The organism is Segatella sinensis, assembly GCF_040095255.1.
GTDB classification, from domain to species: domain Bacteria; phylum Bacteroidota; class Bacteroidia; order Bacteroidales; family Bacteroidaceae; genus Prevotella; species Prevotella sinensis.
In genome coordinates, this window is record NZ_JBBNGE010000047.1 from 1 (window position 1) to 26,690 (window position 26,690).

24 protein-coding genes, 3 tRNA genes and 1 pseudogene are annotated in these 26,690 nt (G+C 48.4%); 5 read left to right on the forward strand and 23 right to left on the reverse strand.

Annotated elements, in window-relative coordinates; translation table 11 throughout:
* From AAAT87_RS11775 to AAAT87_RS11785, 3 genes and pseudogenes are all read left to right on the forward strand, one after another.
* Positions 1 to 1,756 (forward strand): annotated as a pseudogene (locus AAAT87_RS11775) (hypothetical protein); the annotation flags it as partial.
* Positions 1,757 to 1,778: 22 nt separating this feature from the next.
* On the forward strand, positions 1,779 to 2,342 hold the full coding sequence (locus AAAT87_RS11780; RefSeq protein ID WP_349226526.1) for a DUF5675 family protein: 564 nt from the start codon (positions 1,779 to 1,781) through the stop codon (positions 2,340 to 2,342).
* A gap of 194 nt (positions 2,343 to 2,536) precedes the next feature.
* Positions 2,537 to 3,115 carry a GNAT family N-acetyltransferase gene (locus AAAT87_RS11785; protein ID WP_295025114.1) on the forward strand — a complete coding sequence of 193 codons (579 nt, stop codon included), beginning with the start codon at positions 2,537 to 2,539 and terminating at the stop codon, positions 3,113 to 3,115.
* 20 nt (positions 3,116 to 3,135) lie between these two features.
* Here the strand turns inward: AAAT87_RS11785 and AAAT87_RS11790 are convergent, their stop codons facing one another.
* The 5 genes from AAAT87_RS11790 to AAAT87_RS11810 form a co-directional block, all read right to left on the reverse strand.
* A complete protein-coding gene (locus tag AAAT87_RS11790) occupies positions 3,136 to 4,512 on the reverse strand; it encodes an alanine/glycine:cation symporter family protein (protein WP_349226527.1) in 1,377 nt (458 codons plus the stop codon).
* 40 nt (positions 4,513 to 4,552) lie between these two features.
* Positions 4,553 to 5,134, reverse strand: a complete 582-nt coding sequence (locus tag AAAT87_RS11795; RefSeq protein ID WP_295025112.1) for a DUF4230 domain-containing protein — start codon at positions 5,132 to 5,134, stop codon at positions 4,553 to 4,555.
* Between the two features lie 63 nt (positions 5,135 to 5,197).
* Positions 5,198 to 5,881, reverse strand: coding sequence for a DUF4230 domain-containing protein (locus tag AAAT87_RS11800; RefSeq protein WP_295025111.1), 684 nt, complete (start codon positions 5,879 to 5,881; stop codon positions 5,198 to 5,200).
* Positions 5,882 to 6,001: 120 nt separating this feature from the next.
* Positions 6,002 to 6,478 (reverse strand): 6,7-dimethyl-8-ribityllumazine synthase, encoded by a 477-nt coding sequence (gene ribH, locus AAAT87_RS11805; protein WP_089545220.1) that lies wholly within the window; start codon positions 6,476 to 6,478, stop codon positions 6,002 to 6,004.
* An 11-nt stretch (positions 6,479 to 6,489) separates the two neighbouring features.
* The gene (locus tag AAAT87_RS11810) at positions 6,490 to 7,185 is read right to left on the reverse strand and encodes a tetratricopeptide repeat protein (protein WP_295025110.1); all 696 of its coding nucleotides are present in this window, start codon (positions 7,183 to 7,185) and stop codon (positions 6,490 to 6,492) included.
* Positions 7,186 to 7,341: 156 nt separating this feature from the next.
* Here AAAT87_RS11810 and recF point away from each other — a divergent pair, with 156 nt between their 5' ends.
* Together recF and AAAT87_RS11820 are read left to right on the forward strand one after the other, a co-directional pair.
* Complete coding sequence (recF, locus tag AAAT87_RS11815) at positions 7,342 to 8,442, forward strand: DNA replication/repair protein RecF (protein WP_117662799.1); 1,101 nt, start codon at positions 7,342 to 7,344, stop codon at positions 8,440 to 8,442.
* A 12-nt stretch (positions 8,443 to 8,454) separates the two neighbouring features.
* Positions 8,455 to 8,745 (forward strand): DciA family protein, encoded by a 291-nt coding sequence (locus AAAT87_RS11820; protein WP_349226528.1) that lies wholly within the window; start codon positions 8,455 to 8,457, stop codon positions 8,743 to 8,745.
* Positions 8,746 to 8,857: 112 nt separating this feature from the next.
* Here the strand turns inward: AAAT87_RS11820 and AAAT87_RS11825 are convergent, their stop codons facing one another.
* The 18 genes from AAAT87_RS11825 to AAAT87_RS11910 form a co-directional block, all read right to left on the reverse strand.
* Positions 8,858 to 9,460 (reverse strand): DUF4738 domain-containing protein, encoded by a 603-nt coding sequence (locus AAAT87_RS11825; protein WP_349226529.1) that lies wholly within the window; start codon positions 9,458 to 9,460, stop codon positions 8,858 to 8,860.
* Positions 9,461 to 9,824: 364 nt separating this feature from the next.
* On the reverse strand, positions 9,825 to 10,364 hold the full coding sequence (locus AAAT87_RS11830) for a 5-formyltetrahydrofolate cyclo-ligase (RefSeq protein WP_295024783.1): 540 nt from the start codon (positions 10,362 to 10,364) through the stop codon (positions 9,825 to 9,827).
* Positions 10,365 to 10,366: 2 nt separating this feature from the next.
* The gene (locus AAAT87_RS11835) at positions 10,367 to 12,049 is read right to left on the reverse strand and encodes a S41 family peptidase (protein ID WP_349226530.1); all 1,683 of its coding nucleotides are present in this window, start codon (positions 12,047 to 12,049) and stop codon (positions 10,367 to 10,369) included.
* Positions 12,050 to 12,103: 54 nt separating this feature from the next.
* A complete protein-coding gene (locus AAAT87_RS11840; protein ID WP_153089802.1) occupies positions 12,104 to 12,553 on the reverse strand; it encodes a deoxycytidylate deaminase in 450 nt (149 codons plus the stop codon).
* A 78-nt stretch (positions 12,554 to 12,631) separates the two neighbouring features.
* Positions 12,632 to 14,728 (reverse strand): M3 family metallopeptidase, encoded by a 2,097-nt coding sequence (locus AAAT87_RS11845; RefSeq protein WP_296972980.1) that lies wholly within the window; start codon positions 14,726 to 14,728, stop codon positions 12,632 to 12,634.
* Positions 14,729 to 14,769: 41 nt separating this feature from the next.
* Entirely contained in the window at positions 14,770 to 15,444 is a 675-nt protein-coding gene (locus AAAT87_RS11850; protein WP_089545213.1) for a Crp/Fnr family transcriptional regulator, read from the reverse strand.
* Positions 15,445 to 15,476: 32 nt separating this feature from the next.
* Positions 15,477 to 16,493, reverse strand: a complete 1,017-nt coding sequence (locus tag AAAT87_RS11855) for an FAD:protein FMN transferase (protein WP_294808182.1) — start codon at positions 16,491 to 16,493, stop codon at positions 15,477 to 15,479.
* A gap of 63 nt (positions 16,494 to 16,556) precedes the next feature.
* A complete protein-coding gene (locus AAAT87_RS11860) occupies positions 16,557 to 17,270 on the reverse strand; it encodes a DUF6048 family protein (RefSeq protein ID WP_349226531.1) in 714 nt (237 codons plus the stop codon).
* Positions 17,271 to 17,280: 10 nt separating this feature from the next.
* On the reverse strand, positions 17,281 to 17,763 hold the full coding sequence (locus tag AAAT87_RS11865) for a DUF6452 family protein (protein WP_295024775.1): 483 nt from the start codon (positions 17,761 to 17,763) through the stop codon (positions 17,281 to 17,283).
* The gene (locus AAAT87_RS11870; protein ID WP_089545210.1) at positions 17,751 to 18,722 is read right to left on the reverse strand and encodes a glycosyltransferase family 2 protein; all 972 of its coding nucleotides are present in this window, start codon (positions 18,720 to 18,722) and stop codon (positions 17,751 to 17,753) included. The genes AAAT87_RS11865 and AAAT87_RS11870 overlap by 13 nt, the downstream gene beginning before the upstream one ends.
* Positions 18,723 to 18,760: 38 nt before the next feature.
* Complete coding sequence (locus AAAT87_RS11875) at positions 18,761 to 19,393, reverse strand: DUF4199 domain-containing protein (RefSeq protein WP_349226532.1); 633 nt, start codon at positions 19,391 to 19,393, stop codon at positions 18,761 to 18,763.
* 158 nt (positions 19,394 to 19,551) lie between these two features.
* Positions 19,552 to 19,625: transfer RNA gene (locus tag AAAT87_RS11880), tRNA-Thr, on the reverse strand.
* 335 nt (positions 19,626 to 19,960) lie between these two features.
* A complete protein-coding gene (locus AAAT87_RS11885; protein ID WP_349226533.1) occupies positions 19,961 to 22,543 on the reverse strand; it encodes an endonuclease MutS2 in 2,583 nt (860 codons plus the stop codon).
* A gap of 29 nt (positions 22,544 to 22,572) precedes the next feature.
* Positions 22,573 to 23,241, reverse strand: a complete 669-nt coding sequence (locus AAAT87_RS11890) for a thiamine phosphate synthase (RefSeq protein WP_349226534.1) — start codon at positions 23,239 to 23,241, stop codon at positions 22,573 to 22,575.
* Positions 23,242 to 23,265: 24 nt separating this feature from the next.
* Entirely contained in the window at positions 23,266 to 24,228 is a 963-nt protein-coding gene (locus AAAT87_RS11895; RefSeq protein ID WP_295024767.1) for a radical SAM/SPASM domain-containing protein, read from the reverse strand.
* A 70-nt stretch (positions 24,229 to 24,298) separates the two neighbouring features.
* A complete protein-coding gene (gene thiD, locus AAAT87_RS11900; RefSeq protein WP_295024765.1) occupies positions 24,299 to 25,123 on the reverse strand; it encodes a bifunctional hydroxymethylpyrimidine kinase/phosphomethylpyrimidine kinase in 825 nt (274 codons plus the stop codon).
* Between the two features lie 316 nt (positions 25,124 to 25,439).
* Positions 25,440 to 25,524: transfer RNA gene (locus AAAT87_RS11905), tRNA-Ser, on the reverse strand.
* Positions 25,525 to 26,208: 684 nt separating this feature from the next.
* A tRNA-Ser gene (locus AAAT87_RS11910) sits at positions 26,209 to 26,293 on the reverse strand.
* Between the last annotated feature and the right edge of the window lie 397 nt (positions 26,294 to 26,690).

Below are 26,690 nucleotides of genomic sequence, written 5' to 3' on the forward strand. Positions count from 1 at the left end.
TGATACCGTCGGGTCAAGACACTCCTCCCTGCTCGCTATTATGAGTGCTGGCGCTTCTCGTGTGATGAGCGAGGAGGCACTGATGAAGGTGGTGGCGAAGAGAATGCCGAGCTATTATCAGGAGAATGACTGCCATCAGCTGATTCACGATTTCTATGCGAAATATGGGGATAGCTCGAAGCCGTTTTCGAGGGATGTGATTCGGGTGAACGCTTTGGCGGAGCAGGCTGCTAAGAGCTTGCTTGCCGGGGATTACAAATCCCCGGAACGCCTGACGGGGGACTTTCTTGCTGGACAAAATGGTTATAGCTTGCTTGCCGGGGATTGCAAATCCCCGGAACGCCTGGCGGGGGACTTTATGGGGCAAATGGCAGGCAATGCTAATCATACAGTTCAAAGTTCAAATCTCAATGGTCAAAGTGAAGACGAGGAATATCCTGCTCCGCCTCCGATGCCCAAAAAGCTGCCGAAGCTGGTGGAGCTGCTGATATCCAAGACTCCGGAAATCTATCAGCCGGCTGTGGCTTGCGCCATTTTCCCTCCGCTGGCTACCCATCTCTGGAGAACGAAATTCAGATATATCGATAACGTGGAGCACGAAGCTACCCTGATGACCTGTCTGCTTGCCGGTACAGGTGCAGGTAAAAGTTGCGTACAGAAACCTATCGATTTCATCATGGAGGACATCCGTAAAAGAGATGCCGAAAACCTGAAGCGTGAGAAGGAATGGAAAGAGGAGATGATGCGCAAGGGTGCCAACAAGGATAAACGCAAACGCCCTGAAAATCTGATTATCCAGGAGATTGATGCCGATATGACCAATCCTGCCTTCGTGATGCGTACCGCTGAAGCCAAGGAACATTTCCTTTATACTTCGCTGAACGAAATCGACCAGTTTGATGCACTGAGAGGTATCGGCAATCAGCAGTTCCGTATCATGTGCCTCGCCTTTGACCCTAGTAACAAATTCGGACAGTCTCGTGTAGGAATCCAGAGCGTTACCGAACGTGTCTGCGTCCGCTTCAACTGGAATGCATCCACTACCATCGACAAGGGACAGCGGTATTTCGCGAAGGTGCTGACCGATGGTCCACTGAGCCGTATCAACTTCTGCACCATCCCGGAACGGGAGATTGGCGAGGATATTCCCATCTATGGCACATACGATGATGAATTCAGAAATTCTCTGAAACCCTACATCGAAAATCTCTGTATGGCGTCGGGACTGGTGGAATGCCAGGAGGCGTATGATCTTGCCGTGGTATTGAAGAATGAGAATGCCGAGTTTGCACGTACTTCGCAGAACCGCATCTTCGAGAATTTCTCGTTCCGTGCCAACGTCATCGCCTACCTCAAGGCGTGCGTGCTCTATGTTGCCAACGGCTACAGATGGGAGCCGGAGATGGATGATTTCATCCGCTGGAGCGAGCGTTACGACCTCTACTGCAAGATGCGTTTCTTCGGCGATATGATTGCCCGGGAGAACAGTGCCGGCGAGAAGAGTTCGAAGCGTGGACCGGAGAATCTGCTGCAACTGCTGCCTGATATCTTCACCATGCCGCAGTTGGATGCCATCCGTATGGAGCATGGATTGAATGCGAAGGGTACCCGGAATGTGATCAAGCAGTGGATTTACCGTGGGTACATCGAGCGAATCTCTCCGTCCGGCGAGGACGGGAAAAGTGGTTACGGTTACAGTAGTTACAGTTTTAAAAAGTTGAAGTACCGCCATGACGGGCAGGTGCTTGAAGCTTGATTTTTAAATTAATTGAATATTTATGGAAATAGTATTGAAGCGTATAGCCAAGAAGAACAGCTATACCATTGGTCGCCTCTATATCCTGAAGGATGAGGAGGTAGAGAGTGTGGTTCACTCTTCATGGATGAACCCACAGTTGAAGCGTTGGTTCGAGCATAAGATAGATGCCGGCAAACTGACGCAGGAGCGATATTTCTGCGATACCTTGGAGCCTACGTGGCGCAATCTGAAGGGTGTGGAACTCCAGCCCGAGGAGGTGAACGTGCGCCTGGGCAGGGTTTCGGGCAAGAAGGCGCAGAAGATGAAGGGCACTACGGCGATTCCCGAAGGCACCTATCCGTTGTTAGTCACCAAGTCGCCCCGTTTCAAGGAGTGGCTGCCGTATCTGCAGGGTGTTCCTGATTTCGAGGGCATCCGCATCCATGCCGGCAACTACTCCGACGATACCCAGGGTTGCATCCTGGTGGGTGAGAACAAGGTGAAGGGTATGGTGGTAAATTCCCGCATCTGGCTGCATCGACTGATGAAATGCATCAGCGAAGCGAGAGAAAAGGATGAATCCGTCTGGATTATCATCCTCTAAACCAAGAAGTAGTGCATTGCAAAAGAGTACCTGAATAAAGGGAAAATTTTGCAGTGCACTGATGGGGCAGGGTGAAAAATATATAAAAATTCTTTTGTCTCGATTGTTTTTGCTATCTTTGCAAGCGGATTCTGACTTGAAGAGGAGAATCGGATGTCTTATTAAATAATGTAATGATATAACTCTAAACAAATATGAAGATAAACATTGGACCGGCTACGCCTGACAGGGCGTCGCACATTGCATCGCTCATCATGGAGGCGATGAACCCGGGATGCTGCCAGAACCTGGCTGGTGCTCATCATACACTGGCGGAATTCCACCAGGTGATGGAAAGACTCGTGAGAATGGAGGATAGCCAGTATAGTTACCGCAATACGCTCCTGGCTACCAATAGCGAGGGCATTACTGCTGGTATCATCGTGTCTTACGACGGTGCTCAGCTCAAGGCGCTGCGCAAGCGATTCATCGAGGAGGCTAAGGAAACCTTCGGAATTGACTATACAGGAATGGATCCGGAAACGCAGGAGGGCGAACTCTATATCGACAGCCTCGCCGTGCCTGCTGCCTTCCGTGGCAAGGGTATCGCCAAGATGCTGCTCAAGGCTGTGATAGAAAAAGGCTGGGAAATGGGCCTTCCTGCCGTGGGACTGCTCGTGGATAAGGGCAATCCGAAGGCAGAAAGACTCTATGCCGATATGGGATTCGAATACGTGAACGATGCCGTGTGGGGTGGCCACAGCATGAAGCATCTTCAGTATCCGCTACGCTAGTTCTCAGATTTCGGAATCCGCTACTCCAGTTCCTCAATCTCATCTTCGTTCATCTCCCTGTCAAGCTGGCCGCGCCAGAGATACTTGCGGGTTTCGTGAACGATGATGCCGCTGAGGCAGAGCAGGGAGATGAGGTTTGGTATCGCCATCAGGGCATTCATGCAGTCGGCGATATTCCATACCAGTCCGAGGCTGATGACACTGCCCAGGAAGATACTCACAATATACAACATGCGATAGATGAGCATCCAGCGCTTTCCCTTGAGATACTCTACGCAGCGTTCGCCATAATAGCTCCATCCCAGGGTGGTGCTGAAGGCGAAGGTGGCGAGGCCGATGGTGAGCAATGGGGCTCCTATGTATGGTATCTTGCTGAAGGCTGCCTTGGTAAGCGCTGCGCCATCGTGGTAGTCGATATCAGGATAGGCGATGATGCTGGAGGTGATGACCAATCCCGTGAGGGCACAGATGATGACGGTATCCCAGAAGGTTCCGGTAGAGGATACCAGCGCCTGGCGTACCGGATTGCGGGTCTGGGCGGCGGCTGCTACGATAGGTGCCGAACCGAGTCCCGACTCGTTGGAGAAGAGTCCGCGGGCGATACCATAGCGGGCTGCTATCATGAGGGTGCTGCCTGCAAAACCGCCTCCGGCTGCACGGGTAGTGAAGGCGGATTCGAAGATAACCTTCAGGGCTGGCAGGAGATAGGCGTGATTGACGATCAGAATGTAGATGCAGCCCACCACATAGAAAAGCGCCATGAAAGGCACAAGCATTCCACATACTTTTGAGATGCTCTGCACACCACCGATGATGACTGCGGCACCGAGGAGGGTAACGATAGCGCCGGTGATGTATGGACTGATGCCATATTGGTTTTCTACCAGTGTGGAGATGGCATTCGCCTGTACGGTGCTGCCGATGCCGAAGGAGGCGAGGGCGGCAAAGAGGGCGAAGAGGATACCGAACCACTTCCATCCCAATCCCTTTTCGAGGGCATACATCGGACCGCCAAGCATCTCTCCACGCTTGGTCTTGACGCGGTATTTCACGGCAAGAAGACCTTCGGCATACTTGGTGGAGATACCGAAGACACCGGTGAGCCAGCACCAGAATACGGCGCCTGGTCCACCCAGGGCGATGGCAGTGGCCACACCTATGATATTACCGGTACCGATGGTCGCGGCAAGGGCTGTGGCGAGGGCTCCGAACTGGGAGACATCGCCAGTGGCATTCTTGTCCTTCTTGAAGGACAGCGATATCGCCTGGAAAATCTTACGCTGTGGAAAGTGAAGGCGAACCGTCAGGAAAATGTGGGTTCCCAGCAGCAGGATGATCATCGGCCACCCCCAAAGGAACGAACTGAAGGATGTGAAAAATTCGTTGATTGCTTCCATGTTAATCTCTCTTTTTAAATTACAATTATAAAATCTATATCTAATTTTCTTCAAACTCTACCCGGGCATTGGGGAATCCCATAGCCTTGAACATATCGCGGAACTGCTGCCTGGCATTGCGCTGGGCGATACGGATATTGGCTGGGGTGAGGCAGCGTTTCTTCATCTGGGCATAGGCACGGTCGTAGAGTGCCTGGCGGTCGGCTCCCGTCCACTTTCCTTCTTCGAAGAAGCTGCGGGTTCGGGCTTCGTCGATGAAGTTGTTATCCAGCAGTCGGATAGGAGGGAGGGTGCAGACGATGGAATCCTTCTCTGCATTTGTCTGGATCCATCCTTCCTTTACATCTTTCATATTGATGCCCAGGCGCAGGGTGCCGTAATAGATGCGCACCAGCTGGTCGTCGCCGAAGAAGCCGCGACGAACGGTATCTACCAGTTCCTCGTTGCTGATGGCGAGAAACTCCCATTCGCCTATCGCCTCGATGCTCTCTACCTGGGTAGGCGACAGGGTGGTCTGCTCTTCTGTGGTTACGCTCACCGTATTATCCTTGTTGAGCCAATAGAGCGTGCCCGCTAGTATGAGGGCAAGGATGGTGAGCAGGATGATGCCATATTTCTTCATATCTCATTCCTCCTTAGTTTGAGGGGTTGTCTTTTTCTCACTTAATTTTTGTCTTTCTTCTCACTAGTTTTTATCTTTCTTCTCTACTCCCGAGTTCTGCAGAAATCCCCTGATATCATCGAGGGTGAACTTCTTGCGGAAGCTGATCTGAATGTTCTCTTCCCGGAAACCCATCTGCTTGAGCATCGGGATGAGGGTGTTGGCTGCACTGACGCGAGCCTGCTCCATCAGGTCGAGGTTGGGAATATCGCGGATGATGCTCTCTCTGCCCTGCTGTTCCAGTTGGGTGAGTTCGGCATCGGAGTAGTTGCTGCGGGTGAGTGAAACATACTGTTTCAGTTTCTTGTGGTCGATTCGGGTGCCTGTGAGCACCATTTTCGGGTCGGGCAGGATGATTTCTATCTTATCGCCTTTACGTGACACATTCCTGTCTGAGAATCCCTGGAAATCTACATACGCCTTGATGGTAGCATCCATAGGGATGGCTACCTTTCGGTTGGAGCCTGGCACGGGGATGTTGAATTCGTGCTTCAGGAAGGAACCCTTAAGCTTGAACTGGTCATCGTGGGTGATGATCTTATGAACGTGCGCCTCGGCGGTATAAAGGCGCGTGCATTTCTGTATCTGCATCACCATCGTGGGGATGGTATCGATGGCGCTCTTCTTCTCTTCTGCCGGCTTCTTGGGAGAGCAGGAGAGAAGGCTGAGGATAACCGCCGGGATGAGGATAAAAAATACTTTCTTCATACGAATAAGGGTATAATTATACAATCTATATATAGAATATATGATAAAATATATGATGAGGATATAATAAAAGCTCTTGAAGTCAGGTTTAGCCCAACCATCAAGAGCTTTCTTATGTGATTAGAATTTTGCCATTTTGATAGCGTCGATAGCGCACTCGTCACCCTTGTTGCCCAACTTGCCGCCGCAGCGATCCTTCGCCTGCTGGAGGTCGTTGGTGGTGAGAAGTCCGTAGATGACAGGGATTTCCTGTGTGGCATTGAGGCGCGCAATACCGTAGGTGACACCCTCGCAGATATAGTCGAAGTGCGGAGTCTCGCCACGAATCACACTACCCAGGATGATGACAGCATCGTAGCCGCCATTGAGCACCATCTGGTGTGCGCCGTAGATAAGTTCGAAGCTTCCCGGTACGGTCTTTACATGGATGTTCTCAGGGATGGCTCCATGCTTCTCCAGCGTCTTGACAGCTCCATCGAGCAAGGCGCCTGTAATCTCTGGGTTCCATTCTGCTACCACGATACCGAAGCACATGTTGCTGGCATCTGGAATCTTGGAAAAGTCGTATTCCGACAAATTATGAAGTGCTGTTGCCATAATGTTCTGATTTAGTTGGAAGCACGCTCGATGTACTTATCAATCTCAGAGCTCTGAACGAGCATAGAGTTTACATACTTCTTCTTGATGTCCTGATAGATGCTCAAAGCCTCTGCCTTCTTGTTCTGGCTCTCCAGAATTTCGCCAGCCTTGATGAGGAAGGCAGGAGAGAGTGAATTGTTGGCATCATCCTCTGCCTTGCTGTCTGCCATGGAAGCTGCCTTCTTGAAAGCGGCTACGGCATCATCGAGCTTGTTGAGGTGAGCGTATGCATCGCCGAGGGCTGCCTGAGCGGCTGGGCTGATCATCTCGTCGTCCTTAGATGAGAATGCATCGAGGCTCTTCTCTGCCTCTGCCCACTTGCCGAGGTTGGCATAGCAGAGACCTGCATAGAGGTTGGCGAGGTTGCCTGCATCGGTGCTGCCGTATTCGCTGGCAATCTTAGCGAAGCCTACGTAGCCAGCGCCATCGCCGTTGAGTGCCTGCTCGTACATCTCGTTCTGGAAATAGGTCTGACCCTTGCCGAGCAATGTGCTTGCCTTGTCCTCACGAGGACCTGCAATCTGAGACATGTAAGCGAATACACCTGCGATGATAACGATCAATGCTACCACTGCGATCATAATTGCCTTCTTGTATTTCATGAAGAAGGCCTCTTTCATGTTAAGGCTCTCGATTTCCTGAGCCTGTACGTTGTTGTTTGCCATTTCTTATTTTTTGTTTTTTATTATTCTTTGTTATTCCTAGCTCTTTTAGGTTGCAAATTTACTGATTTTTATTCAGATATTGAAATTTCTAGCCTACTTTTTTCGTTTTTTGGGCTTTTTCTGCTAACTTTGCAGTCAATTAGCAGAAAAGTATCTATGATTTTAAAGAATATTTCCATTATTAATTACAAAAACATCAAGGGCGCCAACCTGGAGCTTTCGCCCAAGATCAACTGTCTTATCGGCCATAATGGTATGGGTAAGACCAACTTTCTCGATGCCATCTACTATCTCTCGTTTTGCAGGAGCGCCAACAATCCCATCGATTCGCAGATCATCACGCACGACGAGGCTTTCTTCATGCTGGAGGGCAACTACGAGAGTGATAATGGAGATATGGAGAACATCTACTGCGGCATGAAAAGAGGGACCAAGAAGCACTTCAAACGCAACAAGAAGGAGTATAAAAGACTCTCGCAGCACATCGGACTCATCCCGCTCATCTATGTTTCGCCTTCGGATGTTTCGCTCATAGAAGGCGGAAGTGAGGAGAGAAGAAAGCTGATGGATGTGGTGATTTCACAATACGACAATACGTATATCGAGGCGCTGAACAACTACAACAAGGCGCTGCAGCAGAGAAATGCGCTGCTGAAGATGGAGGAGGAACCGGATGCCACGCTGATGGAACTCTGGGAACAGCAGATGGCGATGAATGGAGAAATGCTCTATGCCAAGAGACAGGCGTTTGTGAGCGAACTGGTGCCGCTGTTTCAGGAGATTTACCAGCATATTTCGGGCAACCAGGAGAAGGTGGGGCTGCATTATATCTCCCACTGCCAGAGGGGACCGTTGCTGGAGGTGATTCAGCGTGACCGGTTCAAGGATAGAGCCGTAGGATATTCATTGCACGGCATGCACAGGGATGACCTGGAATTTACCATCGGAGATTATCAGATGAAGCGTGAGGGAAGTCAGGGACAGAATAAGAGTTATGTGATTGCCCTGAAGCTGGCGCAGTTCAGTTTCCTGCAGCGTACATGTTCGAATACCACTCCTTTGCTGCTCCTGGATGATATCTTTGATAAGCTTGATGCTCAGAGAGTTGAAGCTATCGTTCAACTGGTATCGAGTGACAGCTTCGGTCAGATTTTCATCACGGATACGAACCGTGATCATCTGGATCAGATTCTCCATCGACTGAATGGCGATTTTCGGATTTTTGAGGTGAATAATGGAGAAATTGCGTATGTTTAGGAGGAATAGCTTATGTTTAGACAGAAAGTTAAATCGATAGCAGAACTATTGCCTGAGTTTCTGAGAAACCAGGGATTGGAGACGCCTTTGCGGCAGAGACGTCTGATAGATAGTTGGGAGACTGTGGTAGGAGCACCTATCGCAGCCTATTGCGGTGAGAAATTCATCAAGAACCAGACGCTGTTTGTGAAAGTGATGAATCCGGCACTGAGGGCAGATCTTACCATGAATCGCTCCATCCTGGTTCGCAGATTGAACGAGCAGGTGGGAAGCATGGTGATTGCAGATATTAGATTCTATTAAGCTTTTGCCCTTACAGGGCGACAGGCTTGCATCCATAAATACCCAGGGCGATGCCCTGGGCAAGGAGCTTCTGCCCTTTCAGGGCGTGTGGTCTTACTTTCGAGTTTCTTGTTTATACCCCTTCTTCATCATCTTCTGATTCTTCTTTAGAAGTAGAAGAGGCTGAAGAGGTGGATTCGGTATCAAGAACCTGGTCGTTGCTGATGCTGACGGCACCCATTCTTGATATTTTCAGTACCAATGGAAGATATTCATCGCTGGTGATATCCGGGGAACCGACACTGGCTGCAAAACTGAGATTGTTTCCTTCTGCCTTATCGAAAACGATGCCCAGAAGGGCTCCCGTCGATTTCGTCTTCTTATCGAGATTGCCTTCGAAGGCTGCCTTTGTAAAGGTGTGGTTGAAGAACTCGGTACCATCGCTTCTCAGAATGCGGATGGTGATCTTGTTATCGTAATACTTGTTGGTCTTGTCCAGTTGGATGATGGGTAATTCGTGGTCGGCTTCTCGCTTCACTACCACCTTGTAATGGTTGCCCAGCCATTCTACATCTCTTGACTGTTCATATCCGCTCATCTCCTGGGTGGGTTTGTTGGTTACCTGTGCCACAGGTTTGGGGGCAATGATAATCTTGCTCTTTTTCTTTTCTGCGCAAGAAGCCATGAGACCTATCGCCAGAATGGATAATAATATGTAGTTACTTCGTTTCATCATTGTTGTTTATGTTTTGATGGCAATGCTTTTTTGATTTGCATTGTTTTCTTTTTGAAGTACAAAAGTAGTAAAAAAAAGCGAGAAATCATATTGTTTGCCGTTAAAAAACGAAAAAAGCATCGACTTTCACAAGCCGGTGCTTCATCTACCTAAATACTAACTAATAAATTCCTATTGAATCTTACACGATATAATAAAAGTTCAGTTTATGAATTCTAATCGTTTAATTTGACCCCGAAAATCCTAAAAGGTTTAATCGGGGAGAATAAAAAATCGTCTTTTTTTCTTTTATTAACGCATTTTCCCGCATTATATTGTATTTTCCTGCGAAAAAATGTTTTTTTTTACGAGATGCTTTCTTTTCTTACGAGACGATTTCATTCATGGCGATGTCTGTTTCCTCCGTCGGAATCTGAGACAGGAGCTGGAAGGGGAAGGCGATGCCTATTCTGTAGGCTCCAGGAATTTTCGGGAGGAAGCGGTCGTAATAGGCCTTGCCCCTGCCCAGTCGATTGCCCTGGATATCGAATGCCATACCCGGGATGATGGCTACATCTATCTCACTGTAGCGATGGGGAGGGAAAAGGGTGCCTGCAGGCTCCATGATATGATAGGCGCCTTCTCTTAAATCCGCTCTTCCGCTGTATTCACGAAGCACCATATTCCGGTCGTCAATTACTTCGGGCAATAATACCTTCTTACCGGAAGCCACCAGGCTATCGATGAAACGATGGGTATTCACCTCGTCGGGGAGGGAATAGTACATCATCACCGTATGAGCAGACTGCAGATGCCCATTCTCTTCGAGATGAGACAAAACAGAAAGCGACAGTTCCTCAAGAGTACTTGAGGAATACTGTCGCTTTCTATCTCTTATTATTTTTCTTAATTCTTTCTTATCCATGCTTATTTCTTCTTTACCACTTTGCTTGCAGCCTTTGTTGCCTTTGCAGCCTTTGCCGGTGCTGCAGGCTTCTTAGGGAAGGCAGCGTGATTATTGAAGACCTCAAGAGTTTTCCTGATTACAGGATCATCCTGGTTGATGTATTCTGTCCATGCCTGCTCATCCAGCATATTGTAGATGATGCGGCTGTCGAGAACACGGTCCAGCAGCTTGTGAGACTTGCGGATGAGAAGGTTACGGCGCTTCAGTCCGCGCTTGTCGGCATAATCGACAAATTGCTCTACCAGGTTCTGCTTATCAAGATAATCGGCGAGTTCCATCATCTCCTTGAAATTGTTCAACTTAGGACGGTTGTCGTCCGTATAGGTAAATGCAAACTGGAGAATCAGTCCGCTCATGCTCGCTTCCTTGAAGTAAGATGTCATACCCAGGGTATCTTCAGGAACGAAGATATCTGGAGTGATGCCACCACCGCCATAAACCACTCTGCCAATGCCGGTATGGTAAGCCGGACCGGTATGCTTGATGCTATCCTGCGAGAAGAACTCTCCATGCTCATATCGGGTGAGGAGATCCTGCTCGTAGTCATCGCTGTCGCCCAGAGTATATGGCTTCTGGATACATCTGCCTGATGGAGTATAGTAACGGGCGATGGTAAGACGGATGAGACTGTGGTCTGGGAACTCAATCTGCTGCTGTACCAATCCCTTACCGAACGAACGGCGGCCGATGATGGTGGCACGGTCGTTGTCCTGCATGGCTCCTGCAAAGATCTCAGCCGAAGAAGCAGAACCCTCATTGATGAGCACAACCATCGGAATCTTCTTGTAGGAACCCTTGCCATCACTCATGTAATCCTGGCGAGGCGACTTGCGGCCCTGGGTATAGAGGATGAGTTTCTTCTCTGGCAGGAACTCGTTTGCCATGTTCACAGCGGCTGTGAGATAACCACCCGAGTTATCGCGCAGGTCGATACAGAGATTCTTGAATCCCTGCTGTGAGAGTTTTGCCAGAGCGATGAGCATCTCTGGATAGGTGTTCTCGCCGAAGTTCTTGATGCGGATATATCCGGTGTTGTCATCGAGCATATAGGCAGCGGTGACACTCTTGGTAGGTATCTCGCCACGGGTGACGGTGAAGGTCTGCACCTTCTTGCTGCCATAGCGGATGACGCCAATCTTCACCTTGGTATCCTTAGGACCCTTGAGGCGGTGCATCGCTTCCTGATTGGTGACAATCTTGCCTACGAAAGGCTTGCCATCTACGGCTACAATCTTATCACCTGCCAACAATCCAGCCTTTTCGGCTGGTCCGTTCTGAATCACATTCTGCACATGGATGGTGTCCTGGCGGATGACAAACTCGATGCCTACGCCCGAGAACGAACCCTTGAGGTCGTCGGTAGCAGCTGCTGCATCCTTCGCACTGATATAGACAGAGTGAGGATCCAGTTCGGCAAGAATCTGAGGAATCGCCTTATCGACCAGCGAATCGATGTTCACGGCATCTACATACTGGTCATCGATGAGGTGGAGCAGGTTGTTCAGACGGTTGCTTCCACTGTTGATGACATTGAGTCGGTTGCCGGCGAAATGATTCGAAAAGAATGTGCCGATGATGATGCCCAGCACAACGCAGATCGCCATGATGAAGGGCATATACCGATTGGTCTTATTCTTATTCATATTCATAACTAACTAATTTAATATACTAACGTTTCTTTCTCTCTTTTTCTCTCTTTAATCCTGTGAGGTTTCTTCTTCATCCGGATTCATGTATTCTACCACAACTCCTGCACGCTTCAGAAGATCCACACCGTCGGTGAGGCGGTATTTCTCGGCATAGACCACACGCTTGATGCCCGACTGGATAATGAGCTTGGAGCATTCGATGCAGGGAGAGGCAGTGACATAGAGTGTACTGCCCTCGCTGTTGTTGCTGCTGCGTGCCAGCTTGGTGATGGCGTTGGCCTCGGCATGCAGAACGTATGGCTTGGTTACATTGTTCTCCTCGCAGATGTTCTCGAATCCGCTGGGAGTTCCATTGTATCCATCGCTGATGATCATCTTGTCCTTCACCACCAGCGCACCTACCTGGCGGCGCTTGCAGTAGCTGTTCTCAGCCCAGATGCGAGCCATGCGCAGGTAGCGCAGGTCGAGCTTCTTCTGTTTAGAAAGTTGATTTTCCATCCTCTATTATAGTTGATAGTTTATAATTAACAGTTTATAATCATTGATGAATGATTCTGTCTTTTGCAGATAAAACTCTTAACTCTTCTTGATCTCGTTGCGTTCGAGCAGGGCATCGATGGTTGGTTCCTGTCCGCGGAATCGCTTGTAGAGGGTCATCGGATGCTCGGTGCCTCCCTTGGAAAGGATATTGTCGCGGAAGCTCTGGGCGGTAGCCTGATCGAAGATGCCGTTCTTCTTGAATACGCTGAAGGCATCGGCATCGAGCACCTCTGCCCACTTGTAGCTGTAGTAACCTGCTGCATATCCACCTGCCATGATATGAGAGAACTGTACGGTCATGCAGGTATCAGGCAACTGAGGGAGGATCATCGCCTTTTTCCATGCCTCCTTCTCAAATGGGATGATATCTTCAGTGAAGGCATCCTTCTTGGTATAGTATGCCATATCCAGCAATCCGAAACTTACCTGGCGCAGGCAGGCATAAGCCGTCATGAAGTTGCGGCTCTTCACGATGCGCTCGATGAGTTCGTCCGGCAACGGTTCGCCTGTCTCGTAATGGAAGGCGAAGGTGCGCAGGAAATCCTTCTCCACCGCATAGTTTTCCATAAACTGGGATGGCAACTCTACGAAGTCCCACCATACATTGGTGCCCGAAAGACTCTCGAAACGGGTGTTGGCAAACATGCCGTGGAGACTGTGACCAAACTCGTGGAGGAAGGTCTCTACCTCGCCCAGGGTCAGGAGGGCTGGCTTCTCGGCGGTAGGCTTGGTGAAGTTCATTACCACGCTGACATGAGGGCGCACATTGGTGCCCTTGTAATCTATCCACTGTCCCTGGAACTCTGTCATCCAGGCACCTCCCTGCTTGCCCTTGCGAGGGAAGAAGTCGGCATAGAAAACTGCTAGATAGCTGCCGTCCTTATCGAATACCTCGTATGCCTTGACATCAGGATGATAGACCGGGATGTCCTTGTTCTCCTGGAAGGTGATGCCGTAGAGCTTGCTGGCGAGACCGAATACGCCATCAATCACCTTATCGAGCTGGAAATAAGGACGAAGCATCTCTGCATCGAGATTGTACTTCTCCATCTGGAGCTTATGAGAATAGAATCCGAAATCCCATGGCTGCATCTCGAAATCATCGCCCTCCAGTTTCTTGGCGAGTGCCTCTACCTCTGCCGTCTCGTGGATGGCGGTAGGCTTGTAGGCATCGATGAGATCGTTCAGGAGCTTATACACATTCTCTGTGGTGCTTGCCATACGATGACGGAGTACGTAATCGGCATAGGTCTCGAAGCCCAGAAGCTGTGCCAGCTCTCTGCGCAGGTTGACCAGTCGCTGACAGATCTTCAGGTTGTTCTGCTCGTTGTCGTGGATGCAGACGGTATTTCTCGCCATGTACATCTGCTTGCGGAGTTCGCGCTGGGCAGAGTAGGTCATGAAAGGAGAGTAGCTAGGGAAGTCGAGGGTGAAGATCCATCCCTCTTCATTCTTCTCCTTTGCATTATGGGCTGCGGCAGCGATGGCAGTCTCAGGGAGTCCGTCGAGCTGATCCTTATCGGTGATATGCAGGGTGTAAGCCTTGTTTTCCTTCAGCAGATTCTGCGAGAACTGGAGGGTAAGCATGCTTGCCTCCTCGGTGAGCTTGCGCAGCTTCTCCTTGCCTTCTTCATCGAGCAGGGCACCGCTGCGCACGAAACCGTCGTAGCTGGTGTCGAGGAGCATCTGTTCCTCGGCATTGAGCTCACGGTTTGGATGATCGTGAACAAACTTGATGCGCTCGAAGAGCTTCTTGTTCAGGGTGATATCGTTGGCATGCTTGGTGAGAATCGGACTCAGTTTCTGTGCCAGTTCTTCCATCTCATCGCAGGTTTCTGCACTCATCATGCAAGAGAATACATTGGAAACACGACTCAGGAGATCGTAATAATGTTCCCCTTTCTCGGTATCTACGCGTGCAATGGTATTCTCGAAGGTAGGCTCTGCCGGGTCATTGATAATCTTGTCTGTGGCCTCGTCATCGCGTCGGATACCTTCCATGAAAGCCTCTTCGTAATCACCGAGCTGGATGCGGTGGAAAGGGACTGTATAATGTGGGGTGCCATAGGGCAGGAAGAAAGGATTCTCTCTCTTCTGGGTTTCGTTATTCTTTGTGGAATTATTATCTTGCATAATTTTAATTGTTATCTATTGATTAATTTCTCGAGTAAATGTTATCTATTGATTAATTTCTCGAGTGCAGGGATGCTGATTCTGCCGCGATGGAGTTCGATCAGTCCCTGGGTCTCCAGTTCGTTGAGCGCCACTGATACCTTGAGCCGCTTGACATTCAGTTCCTGTGCCAGGCGATCCATCTTGATGTGGAAGTTTTTTTCGCCTGCCGGGCGTAGGCAATGATTCTCGAAGAATCGGATGATGCTGTCGCTGAGCGTCTTCGGGGGTACCCTGAAGAGGCGGCGATTGCTTCTCTGTGCCTGGGTGGAGATGAGGTTGAGCAGATTGATGTGGAAGATTTCGTATTGTTTGGCGAGTCGCAGCACTTCTTTCTTGCTGATGCTCATCAGGCTGCAGTCATTTCTCGCCACATAGTGATGGGGCGAGTGCTGGTCGTATCCGAAGAGGCGTTCTATCATGAATACCTCCGGTGCCTTGATGGTCTCTACGATTCTGTACCCACGGTCATCAGCCATGGTCTCTACTGCCACTTCTCCGGAAAGGAGAAAGAGCAACCGGTGATAGGGTTCACCTATCTCGGTTAAAGTCTCACCTCCTTCTATCTTCTGGAAATCGAACTTGGTATGTCCGGCAATCTGAAGAAGGTCGGCGCGGCTCATTCCGAGAAACAAAGGCAGATTCAAGAGCGTATCGTATAACTTATCTTCCTGCATCGTTCTATATTTTTCTTACTTTTTCTGAAGCTTTATTTTCCTAACTTCTTCTGAAGGGAAGGAGAATACCAGATCTGGTTGCTGCCCTTCTGGTCTGAATAAATCAGATAGGCGCAAAGCTCGGGATGTTTCTCCAGAATCTTCTTGGCTCCATCCAATCCCAGTACCATGAACGAGGTGGCATAGGCATCGGCAGTGGCACAGTCATCTGCAAATACGGTGGCAGAAAGGATGTTGTGCTGTACCGGATAGCCTGTCTTCGGGTCGATGGTATGGGCATACTTCTTTCCGTTCTTGTAGTAGAAGTTGCGGTAGTTGCCGCTGGTTGCCATCGCGATATTGCTTACGCTGACTACATCCTGGATAGCCTGATTGGTATTGAGCGAATCGTCCGTAGGCTTGTTGATTCCGATGCGCCATGGCTGCAGTTTCTCGCTGTTGCCGTTTACCACGATCTCTCCACCTATCTCTACCATGAAGTTCTGTACGCCCTTCTTCTTGAGGAATCTCGCTACCACATCGGTGCCATATCCCTTGGCAATGGCAGAGCAGTCGAGCATCGTCTTCGGATTCTTCTTGATGACGTAACCATCCTGCAGGGAAACGGTATGGAATCCCACGATGGCACGCAGACTGTCGATGGTCTGTCGGGTAGGAGGGTTACCGGTCTTGAAACCGAATCCCCAGGCATTCACCATAGGCGCCACGGTGATATCGAAGGCTCCGTCTGTATCTCCGGAAATTTTCTCGGCGAGTTGGAATACCTCGCTGAACATCTCATCTACCTTCACCTTTTCATTGCGGTTGATGCGGGAGATGATGGAGGTCTTGTTGAATGGGGAGAGTGAATTGTCCACCTTCTGCAACTCAGCCTCTATCTCTTTCTGATAGTTGGTGTCACTCTGGTAAGTGATATGATAGATGGTGCCGAACACCATACCCTCATCTTTCTGGAATGGGGTGTTGCGCTGCTGGCGTATCACGAAGATACTGCCTATGATCAGAATGAGCAGAAAAGGTATCTGCCAAATCAGTTTCTTTTTTTTCATTGTCTTGCTTACTGAACTTCCGCTTGTGCGAAATTTGAATGAACAATCTATCTATCTCTCGGATTATATCTCGAGTGTAACATTAAAGGTGCCGCCTAATCGGGAACCGCCTTGCTTTCCGAAGCCCGGCACATAGTAGCTGTTGCCTATTTCGCCATCCTTCTCAGCCAACCGGCGTTTGTATCGGAAGCTCCATCCCATGCGGACAGGTCCCCATATCTTGGCATCTACTCCGAAGACTCCTTCCAGCCAGTGATAGTTGCTCTTCACGCCTTCGGCTCCATAAGGAACATCGCCACCCCATATTGGGTCCTGGATAGGAGGAGAGGTGACATCGTATTTGAAGAAGGTGAAACCATAGCGGAAGCCACCGAACAGACGGTAATCGTCGTGCTTGTTCTTCAGCAGGTTCCAGTCTATACCGATGCGGGCATAGGGAGCGCTGGTCTTGTAATTGATCTTCGTACTCTCGTCGCTGGCATCAGCCTTGCCATATCCCAGCTCGAAGACCGGATAGTACTTGTCCTTGAGATTGATACGGAGGGATGCCTCATACTGGCCGTAATCGCTGACCATCAGCTGAACCGGTCCGATGACATCTACTCCCACAGCCATTCCGCGGAAGAACGGGATGGTATCCTTCTCTACAGTAGCCATCTTCTTCTGGTTCTGTGCATTCGCAGAAGCACCTCCCAGCATCAGAAGACAAGCCAAAAGGAAAGCTCCTTTCTCTACAGCTTTTGTCATCTCCAAAGAAACAGCTTTGGTTATCCCCATGGAAGCTGTCTTAGTGGCGATTGCCGAAATAGATATAGAAATGTGCTTTAGATGCATCATAATTTACCTCTTTATTGTTGATGACTATCGAGTCGATGTAGTTGTGGGTGGTCTTCACCTCCGTAATGGTATGGAAGAATGACGGACCGCAATCCACAGACTCGAAATGCGAATAATTCTCCTTCTTCACGGTCACCGTGTCTTTCCACACCTGATGATCGCGGTTGCGAATCTCGAAGTAGAAAACATCCTCCGGCTGATGATAACTCATCGGAAGAATGAAACTATCTACTTTCACATCCCTGTTGATGAGCACGCTGTCGGTGCCCGCTGTCTTGGTGGTCGAGATGGTCATGGTGTCCTGCAGGGTCTTGATGTTGCCCATCAACTTGTACTTGGTGTAAGTCGTGTTGTTGAGCGGGCAGTCGAGGGTAGAACACCCCACCATCGTGAGCACCATCATCAGGATGACCATTGGTATTATTTTCCGCATCTTATTTCCTTTTCTATTTGATAATCGTTACGGTTTGGATTCTGACGGCTGATTAGGTCGCCCAGGAATCCGGCAAGGAAGAACTGGCTACCCAGTACCATAGCGATGAGCGCAATGTAGAAGTATGGGGAGTCGGTGATGAGATGACCATATACGCCATGGTAGAGGTCGATGCTCTTGTCGATGCCCAAGCCGATGAGCGAGAGGAAGCCGATGAAGAACACGAGACTGCCCAGGAATCCGAATACGTGCATTGGCTTCTTGCCGAAGTTGCTGAGGAACCAGAGGGTCATCAGGTCGAGATAGCCGTTTACGAAACGGTTCCAGCCCATGAACTTGGAAGTTCCGAACTTGCGTGCCTGGTGATGAACCGGTTTTTCGCCAATCTTGGCAAAGCCGGCGTTCTTGGCAAGATATGGGATGTAGCGATGCATCTCGCCATATACCTCGATGTTCTTGACTACTTCGCGGCGATAAGCCTTCAGTCCGCAGTTGAAGTCATGGAGATTATGGATTCCGCTTACCTTTCGGGCTGTAGCATTGAACAGCTTGGTTGGGATGGTCTTGCTGAGAGGGTCGCCCTGCTTGCGGTTCTGCTTGTAACCGGAAACGAGGTCGTAGCCTTCCTTGGTAATCATCTGGTAGAGTCCCGGAATCTCATCTGGAGAATCCTGCAGGTCTGCATCCATGGTGATGACAACATCTCCCTGTGCCTCCTTGAATCCACAATAGAGTGCTGGACTCTTTCCGTAGTTGCGGCGGAACTTGATGCCCTTTACCTGCTCGAACTTCTCGGCAAGCTCTTCTATGACATTCCATGAACGGTCGGTAGAACCGTCGTTCACGAAGATAACTTCGTATGTGAAATCGTTGGTGTCCATCACTCGCTTGATCCAAGCAAAGAGTTCTGGCAATGATTCTTCCTCGTTGAAAAGAGGAACTATAACTGAAATATCCATTTTCTTATGTTATGTTTTAAGATTTTCTAATTTGCCGGTTACTGTTGGCTGATTCGTTTCTTTGAATAGATGGCTGCGAGAATCGGACTGAGTACTGCGCCTGCTATCAGGTCGGTGATCATGAACATGGATGCCCATGCGATAGGCTTCATCATCGTGATGGCATCGAAGAGGGCTTTGGATTCCTCTGCTGTCAACTGATAAGCCTGGGCTATCATCTGGTAGTTCGCCTGAAGCTGGGTCATAAACATACCGGTATTCATGAATCGGAACCAGAGATACTGTATGATGGTGAGCAGCAAGGTGGCATAGAAGAATGTCTGGACACAGTAATACAATCCGTGCTTGAAAGAGATATGACCTTCTCTTACCACATCACGGAAATATTTCAGTCGCTTTGCCACCACGAATGGAGTAGAAAGGATGAGGATATTGGAAAACAATCCCAATATATGATATTCCGGGTTGGCTGCCAGCATGGTACATACGAAACTGGCTACCCATACGATACCAAGCAGGGTACCGTCTTGACGGGCAAAAGCCTTGGTCTGTTTGATCTTTCCTGTATCAATCACAAAGATCTTGAGCTTCTGATCAGGGTTATTGAACTTTGCCTGGCTCTGTTCGTCGTTCTTCTTTTCTTCTTGCTTCTCTTTATTTTCTGTATTCATTGTCTTAATGTATTTCTACGAATGTAATATATCAATTTGCAAAAATACAACTTTTTTATTATATAAGGTGTAAAGGGGGAGAATATTTATAGATAATTAAAGATAGAATGGTTTTGAAAACAAAAAAAGGAACCTTCTGAAAGAAGATTCCTTTTTTGAGCCTCTTGTCGGATTCGAACCAACGACCCCGAGATTACAAATCACGTGCTCTGGCCAACTGAGCTAAAGAGGCGGGTGGACAAGCGATTCATATCGCACCGCTACAACCAAGTACCCTTGCTATGTTCCCATCCTGGGGGATTCCGAGGGAGCTGGTCGTATGAGACTTGTCCGTCTCATATACTTGAAAGCGGTTATTGCTTTTAAGCGTGTGCAAAAGTACTGCAAATTTCTGAACCTGCCAAATTTTTCAATGAAAAAGTTTATACTGTTAACGTTTATTTAGAAAAAGGAGGCAGATAATTGCCCCCCTTTTTTCTATTACACCTTATTATATTTAAAAGATGATAACTCCTTTTTAGGTTATGTTTAGAAGATGATAACTCCTTTTTCTGGCGCTTTTTTCTTCTAAAAATCAACTACCGTGATGCCGGCACCGCCGAACTGAACATGCTCATCGGCATAATGCGTTACATTTGGAACGCTGCTCAGGTACTGACGGATGAGCTGGCGGAGAATTCCATTGCCCTTGCCATGAAGAATTCTAACTCTTGGCATTCCTACCAGGATGGCATCGTCAATGAAATACTGAACGGCATTCAGTGCCTCATCGCCACGCATGCCTCGTATATCCAGATCCTGGTGGAAGTTGGTCTTGTGGGCATCTATCGTCTTGCGGGTCTCCTTGCTGATACCATAAGAAGCCAGGTTCTCCTTGCGCTCCTCGGTCTTATCTACGTTTTCGGCTGTGGCTGTGGCGTGCTCCAGTCTGTTGAGGCGCATCTTGGTGCGCATGCCGCCGAAAACAGCAGTGGCAGTATCGCCGTTGATGCTCTCTACCTTTCCTATCGTAGTCAAGCCCTTGATTCGTACGGTATCGCCCACCTGGATTTCCCGCTTGCTGTCGCTCTGTACCTTGCTCTGTGCATTTCGCAGAGCCGCAGCCGCCTTCTCCTGGTTCTCCTTTTTCTCAGCCTGGCGCTTGGCATGGCGCTCCTTGCGCTGCTGGATCTGGGCAATCTTGCGGGCAATCTTGTCGTCCGATTCCTTGGTGTCAATCTCCTGGACCTCCTGCTTGAAGGCATCGAGTTCCTGACGGATGCGACGGGTTTCCTCCTTCTCCGCCTGACTCTCTCGAATCTCTCGGATGGCATTCTCAATCTTCTTGTTGCTCTCCTTCAGGAGTTCTGCAGCTTCCTCCTTCGCTTTCTTGAGAATTGCCTTTCTGCTGCGCTCGATATCCTCGATGTCGCTTTCATATTTCGAGATGGTCTTCTCCATATCCTTCTCGCGCTGATGGATGTTCTGGCGCTTGTTCTCCCAGTATCGCTTGTCGCGGACGATATCCTGCAGGTACTTGTCGCTCTGGATGTATTCGGAACCTACGATGTCGGATGCCTCCTTGATCACTTCTTCCGGCAATCCAATCTTTCTTGCGATTTCGATGGCGAAAGATGAACCTGGACGACCGATGGCGAGCTGGAAGAGTGCCTTCATCTCGTGACGGTCGTAAAGCATGGCACCGTTTACCACTCCCTCATGACTGTCGGCAAAATGCTTCAGGTTCTGATAGTGGGTGGTGATGACGCCGTACGCCTGCTGCTTGCAGAACTTGTCGAGCACGGCTTCGGCGATGGCACCGCCAATGCCCGGTTCGGTACCTGTACCAAACTCATCTATCAGTATGATGGTGTCGCCATTGGCTGCCTTCATCATATTCTTCATGTTCAAGAGGTGAGAAGAGTAGGTACTCAGGTCGTTCTCCAGACTCTGTTCGTCACCGATGTCTATCATGATGTTCTGGAAAATACCTGTTTTGGAACGCTCGCTCACCGGGATGCTCAATCCGCATTGCAGCATATACTGAAGCAGACCTACGGTCTTGAGACATACAGACTTACCTCCAGCGTTAGGACCCGAGATGATGAGGATGCGCTTATCCTGTGTCAGGGTGATGTCAAGTGGTACCACCTTCTCGTTCTTCTTCTGCAGGGATTGCTGGAGGAGAGGATGGATGGCACGGATCCAATCCACGTGTGGATGGTCTTCTACCTCTGGCTCTATCGCCTTGAATACATCGGCGAGTTTCTGTTTAGCCTGAATCAGGTCGATGATGGCGAGGAAGCGGTAGCTGTCCAGTATTTCCTTGGAGAATGGGCGCACCTTGTTGGTGAAATCGGTAAGGATTCGGATGATCTCCTTTCGCTCTTCTCCTTCCAGTTCGCGCACGCGGTTGTTGGCTTCTACCACTTCGGTTGGCTCGATGAAGACGGTCTTTCCGGTGGCACTCTCGTCGTGAACGATGCCCTTGATTCGGCGCTTGAGGGTAGGGATGACAGGGATAACCAGTCGGCCGTCGCGCAGGGTTGGGGTAACATCTTTCTCTACGATTCCTTCGCTCTGTGCCGAGCGCAGAATACTATATAAGGTACGCGAGATGCTTCCCTCTGTCTTAGCCAGTTCTCTGCGGATCTGAAGAAGTTCAGGGGTCGCATTGTCGCGAATCTTACCAAACTTGTCGAGAATCTGGTCGATGCGCTGAATCAACTGTGGGAAGGTCATCACATCTTGTGAAAGGCGATGGAGGGCAGGATAAGGATACTGCTTTTCTCTGCGCCAGCCATCTTCCGGTTCGCCGTGACCATCATCCTCGTCGCTGTGATTCAGAATCTTTACCATTCCTGCGATGGTGGCAAGCGAACGTCTTAAATCGAACAGTTCATCCTCTTCTAAGTGAGTGTTTTCCACACGGATACGGAGGATGCTTTCTCTTACGTCATAGAAATATTGAAGGGGGAAGTCTTCTACTTCCTCCATCAATCTACGGAACTCACGCACCTGCATGAGCCACTCGTTAACGAGTTCTGCGTCGCTGCTGAAAGACATCTTGTCCACCTGTTCCTTGCCAAGTGGAGAGAGACATCTTTCGCGCAGCATTTTACGGATTTCATTGAATCCTATCTTGTTTTCAAAATTATCTGGATAAATCATGGGTGCAAAAGTACAACTATTTTAGCTAACTACCAAACATTTGAGCCATTAAGTGTGTTCTTGGCTCCTCGTGGTGTTAATCTTTGTCTGATATCTGTCAGGTATTCCTTCCAGTTGTATTCGTGTCGTCGGTTCCAAACGTCACCCAGGAAAGCTGCTCCGCCAAAGTTCCAGGCGCGCAGCTGGGGAATGAATTGAGGAATGATGCCGCCAAGGGCAATCACCTTTTCGTTGATGATGCCGCTGTTGCCTGCGTCTTCCAAATCTCTGTTGGAGAAGGTATGCTTGTAGCCTTTCTTCGAAATGCTGTCGAAGATAGGACTGAGGAATACGTAATCGAATGTTGTCTTCGATCCCTTTGGAAAATCGGGATTAGCGTTATCTAACGATTCGGTGACTTCCTCGAAACTGTGGCAGGAGCGGGAAATGCTTCCCTGGAATTTCTCTGGAATCTGGCTGTTTCTCCGGTTGAGGTGAATGCCATGGAGATGGTATTTCTCGCAGAGTTCGAAGTGGTCGTGAATTACGATCTGAGGATACCATTTCTGGTCAATCTTCTGGATCAGTTGCTCGCATTCTTCTGGTGTTGAATCGGGTTTGCGCAGATGGAGCAGGTCGATTCCTGCTTCAAAAAGCTGGTCGATGTACTTTGCTTCATGCGAAATAAATGTTGGTGTTGTGATTATAATCCATTTCATTTCTTCTTGCTTTTAGATGTTTTCTTAGTTTCTTGCTTTTCCTCGGAAGCTGTTTCTTACGAGTGCTGATTCGCAGTTCTGACAGAGGGTTTCTGTGGCAGTATGGTGCTTGAAGCCTTCTGTCATTGCCTGGGCACGGGGGGAAGAGAGGATTTCTTCGAGCGACTGATGGAGCAGGTTGCCCAAAATGACATCGCCGTTATGGTCGAGACAGCAAGGTACGAGACTTCCGTCGGCAAGAACGCCTATCTGCTTCAGCAATGCTTTGCAGAAGACTTCCCGATTTTCGCCGTTGCCTTCGTTCTTGTCTTTTTCCTCGCTTGTTTCGTCTTTGTCTTTTCCCTCGCTTATTTCGTCTTTGTTTCTGTTTTCATCTTTGTTCTTGTTATCATCCCCTTTCTTGATGTCGTTTTCGAAGTTAGGCCATTCGAATTTCCGGTCAAACTCCAGATATAGATGATCGCAAAGTCGGAACCCGTCAGGGCGTTCCTTCCATGGCTTGGGTACGTATTTCTCGATGAGTCGCATCACTTCCTCGTTTTCCTTGTCCCTTCCGCCTTGGTTCCAGAGGCGCAATACCATACAGGTGCCTTTGGCGGCGGCTTGGGTGGAGAAGGTCATCACCTCATCCATATAGCTGGAGAGCTCTCCCTTGGCATTGCTTTCGTGGGAATGGAGGGAGAGTTGTATCTTATGGGGTAGGGTGTCGAGGAGTTCCATGACACGGTGTAGGAGGGTTCCATTAGAGGTAAGCACCGTCTTGAATCCTTTCTCGCGTGCCGTTGTGATAAACTGTGGCAGCAGGGGATGGAGCAGGGGCTCACCCATCAGATGGAAGTAGAGGAAACAAACCTTCCCACGGATCTTGTCGGTGAGCAGGTTGAATTCCTCTGCACTCAACTGTCGCTTTTCCCGGGTGTGCTTGGGACAGAAGTGACAGTTGAGATTACAGGTGTTTGTGATTTCTATGTAACAACGATCAATCATTCTTTCTTTGTCTTTTCTCTTCTCTGTTTTATCAGCTTTTTCATGAGCGGCTTATTGTTTCCGCTCTTTTTCAGCTTTTGGTAAATAATGATTTTGGTTCGTAGAAGTGGTTCACCGGACCGTGCCCTTCTCCAATCTTAATGTCCTTACCTGCCAGGATGGCACCTGAAAGATAGGTTTTAGCCATGGCGATGGCTGTATTCATATCCATTTCTCTTGCCAGATAAGAGGTGATGGCAGAGGATAGGGTACAGCCGGTGCCGTGTGTATTGCGGGTGTTAACACTGATGCCACGATAGCTGGTCTTCTGCTTTCCGCCCTCGAAGAGGTAGTCTATCTTCTCCTCTCCATCAAAATGACCGCCCTTGATCAATACATATCTGCATCCCAGTTTGCTGATGGCAGCTGCGGCAGCTTTGATATCTTCTACATTCTCTATTTTTCTATTGGCAAGAATTTCAGCCTCTGGGATATTTGGGGTGAGCAGGGTGGCTAAAGGCAGCAGTTCGGTGATGAATACATCGAGTGCATCCTCCTGCATCAGTCGGCAGCCACTGGTAGATACCATGACTGGGTCGATAACGAGATGCTGGAAGCTTTCCTGGTATTTCTTGAGGGTTTCTGCGATAGCACGAATGGTATCGCAGTCATTTACCATACCTATCTTTATAGCATCAGGGTGGATATCTTCCATCACGGCCTCTATCTGTCCTTTCACGATTTCCGGTTCCACATTCTGAATGCCATACACTCCTTTGGTGTTCTGTACGGTGATGGCTGTGATTGCGGAAGTGGCATATACGCCCAATGCCGACATCGTCTTGATGTCTGCCTGAATGCCAGCTCCTCCGCAACTGTCAGAGCCGGCTATTGTTAATGCTGTGTAGTATCTCATGTCTCCTTTTTTTATATATTACTTTTGCAGAAGTATAGTCATTCCTATATCTATATTGCAAAAGTACAATTATTTATTGAATTGTCATCCTCTTTTATGGATAAATTTGATGGTTGGGCTTACTTTTTATTCATTATTGAACTTTTGTATGTGGTTCGAATATGAGCTGAAAGCTTAAAAGCTCTGGAAACTGTACGCCCTGAAAGTTTAGTAATATCAAAGATCTTAGTAATATCAAAGATCTTAGTAATATCAAAAATCTAGGAAGGTGATATAAAAGAAAAAGCCTTCTGAAAGAAATTTCAGAAGGCTCTTGCGGAGAGAGAGGGATTCGAACCCCCGGTACCTCTCGGTACGACGGTTTTCAAGACCGTTGTAATCGACCACTCTACCATCTCTCCAAATTCGGTCTGGATGACTATAGCTTGGTTTTCTTAAGCGGATGCAAAGGTACTACTTTTTTTTGAATCCACCAAATTTTAAGGGGATAAATTTGCAGAAAATATTTAAAGTGAAAGATATGTCTCCTTTCACGGAATGTGCATTGTGTTGAAAATGAGTGGGTTAAGTGTGAAAGGAAAATAATGGTCGTCTTTATTATGAATGTTGGTATGAAGCATAGTAACCAGAAGGATGAGGGATAGATGTTGGCAGGCGAAAAGGGTTGATTCATCGGATGGATGACTAAGCTCGTCTATATGGATGACTCGGGTCATCTATATGGCTCACTCCCGTCATCTATATGGATGACCCGGGTCATCCGATACAAAGAAGCCTTTTCTGTTCCTTTTGTGATAGTTGCTTTCTCCTTTAGACTAAGTTGCCTTCTCCTTATATCTATAGTCCTTTCTGCTGATTATTATAGTTGTTTCAGCTCCAGGTATATGGTGCGGTGATAAGCGCAATAGGTTCTTTAACCGTTTTCCTATGGTTATGTAGTTCTATTGGGTCGTAGAAATCTCCTTTCACACTTAAGTAATTGATTTTGAGCGGATTTTTGTGATTGTGAAAGGATAATGAGTTTTTTAATTGTAAAAGTGTGAAAATGAAAAAAGCCTTCTGAAATTTCTTTCAGAAGGCTCTTGCGGAGAGAGAGGGATTCGAACCCCCGGTACCTCTCGGTACGACGGTTTTCAAGACCGTTGTAATCGACCACTCTACCATCTCTCCAAATTCGGTCTGGATGACTATAGCTTGGTTTTCTTAAGCGGATGCAAAGGTACAACCTTTTTTTGATTCCACCAAATTTTTGAGGAACTTTTTGAGAAAAATATCGAAAAATATGGGAAATAGTTCTGAAAATGCCTCAGAACTGGCGAAAAAGGCATAAAAAAAGGGCTACCGCCGTAGCCCCAACCTTGATAACCTTAAATCTAATACTATGAAAAACACAGTGCAAAAATACGAAATATATCTGTTCCTTGTGTATAGAAAACAGAAAATCTATATTTTAGCTGTGATTTTTTACCTTTTTTAAGCGTTCTCCTTTCTATTGTAACTACTCAGCACCCCTATAGAAAACTTCTCGTTAATAAAGCATAAACTTGATTTTGCTGATTTTCTTCAT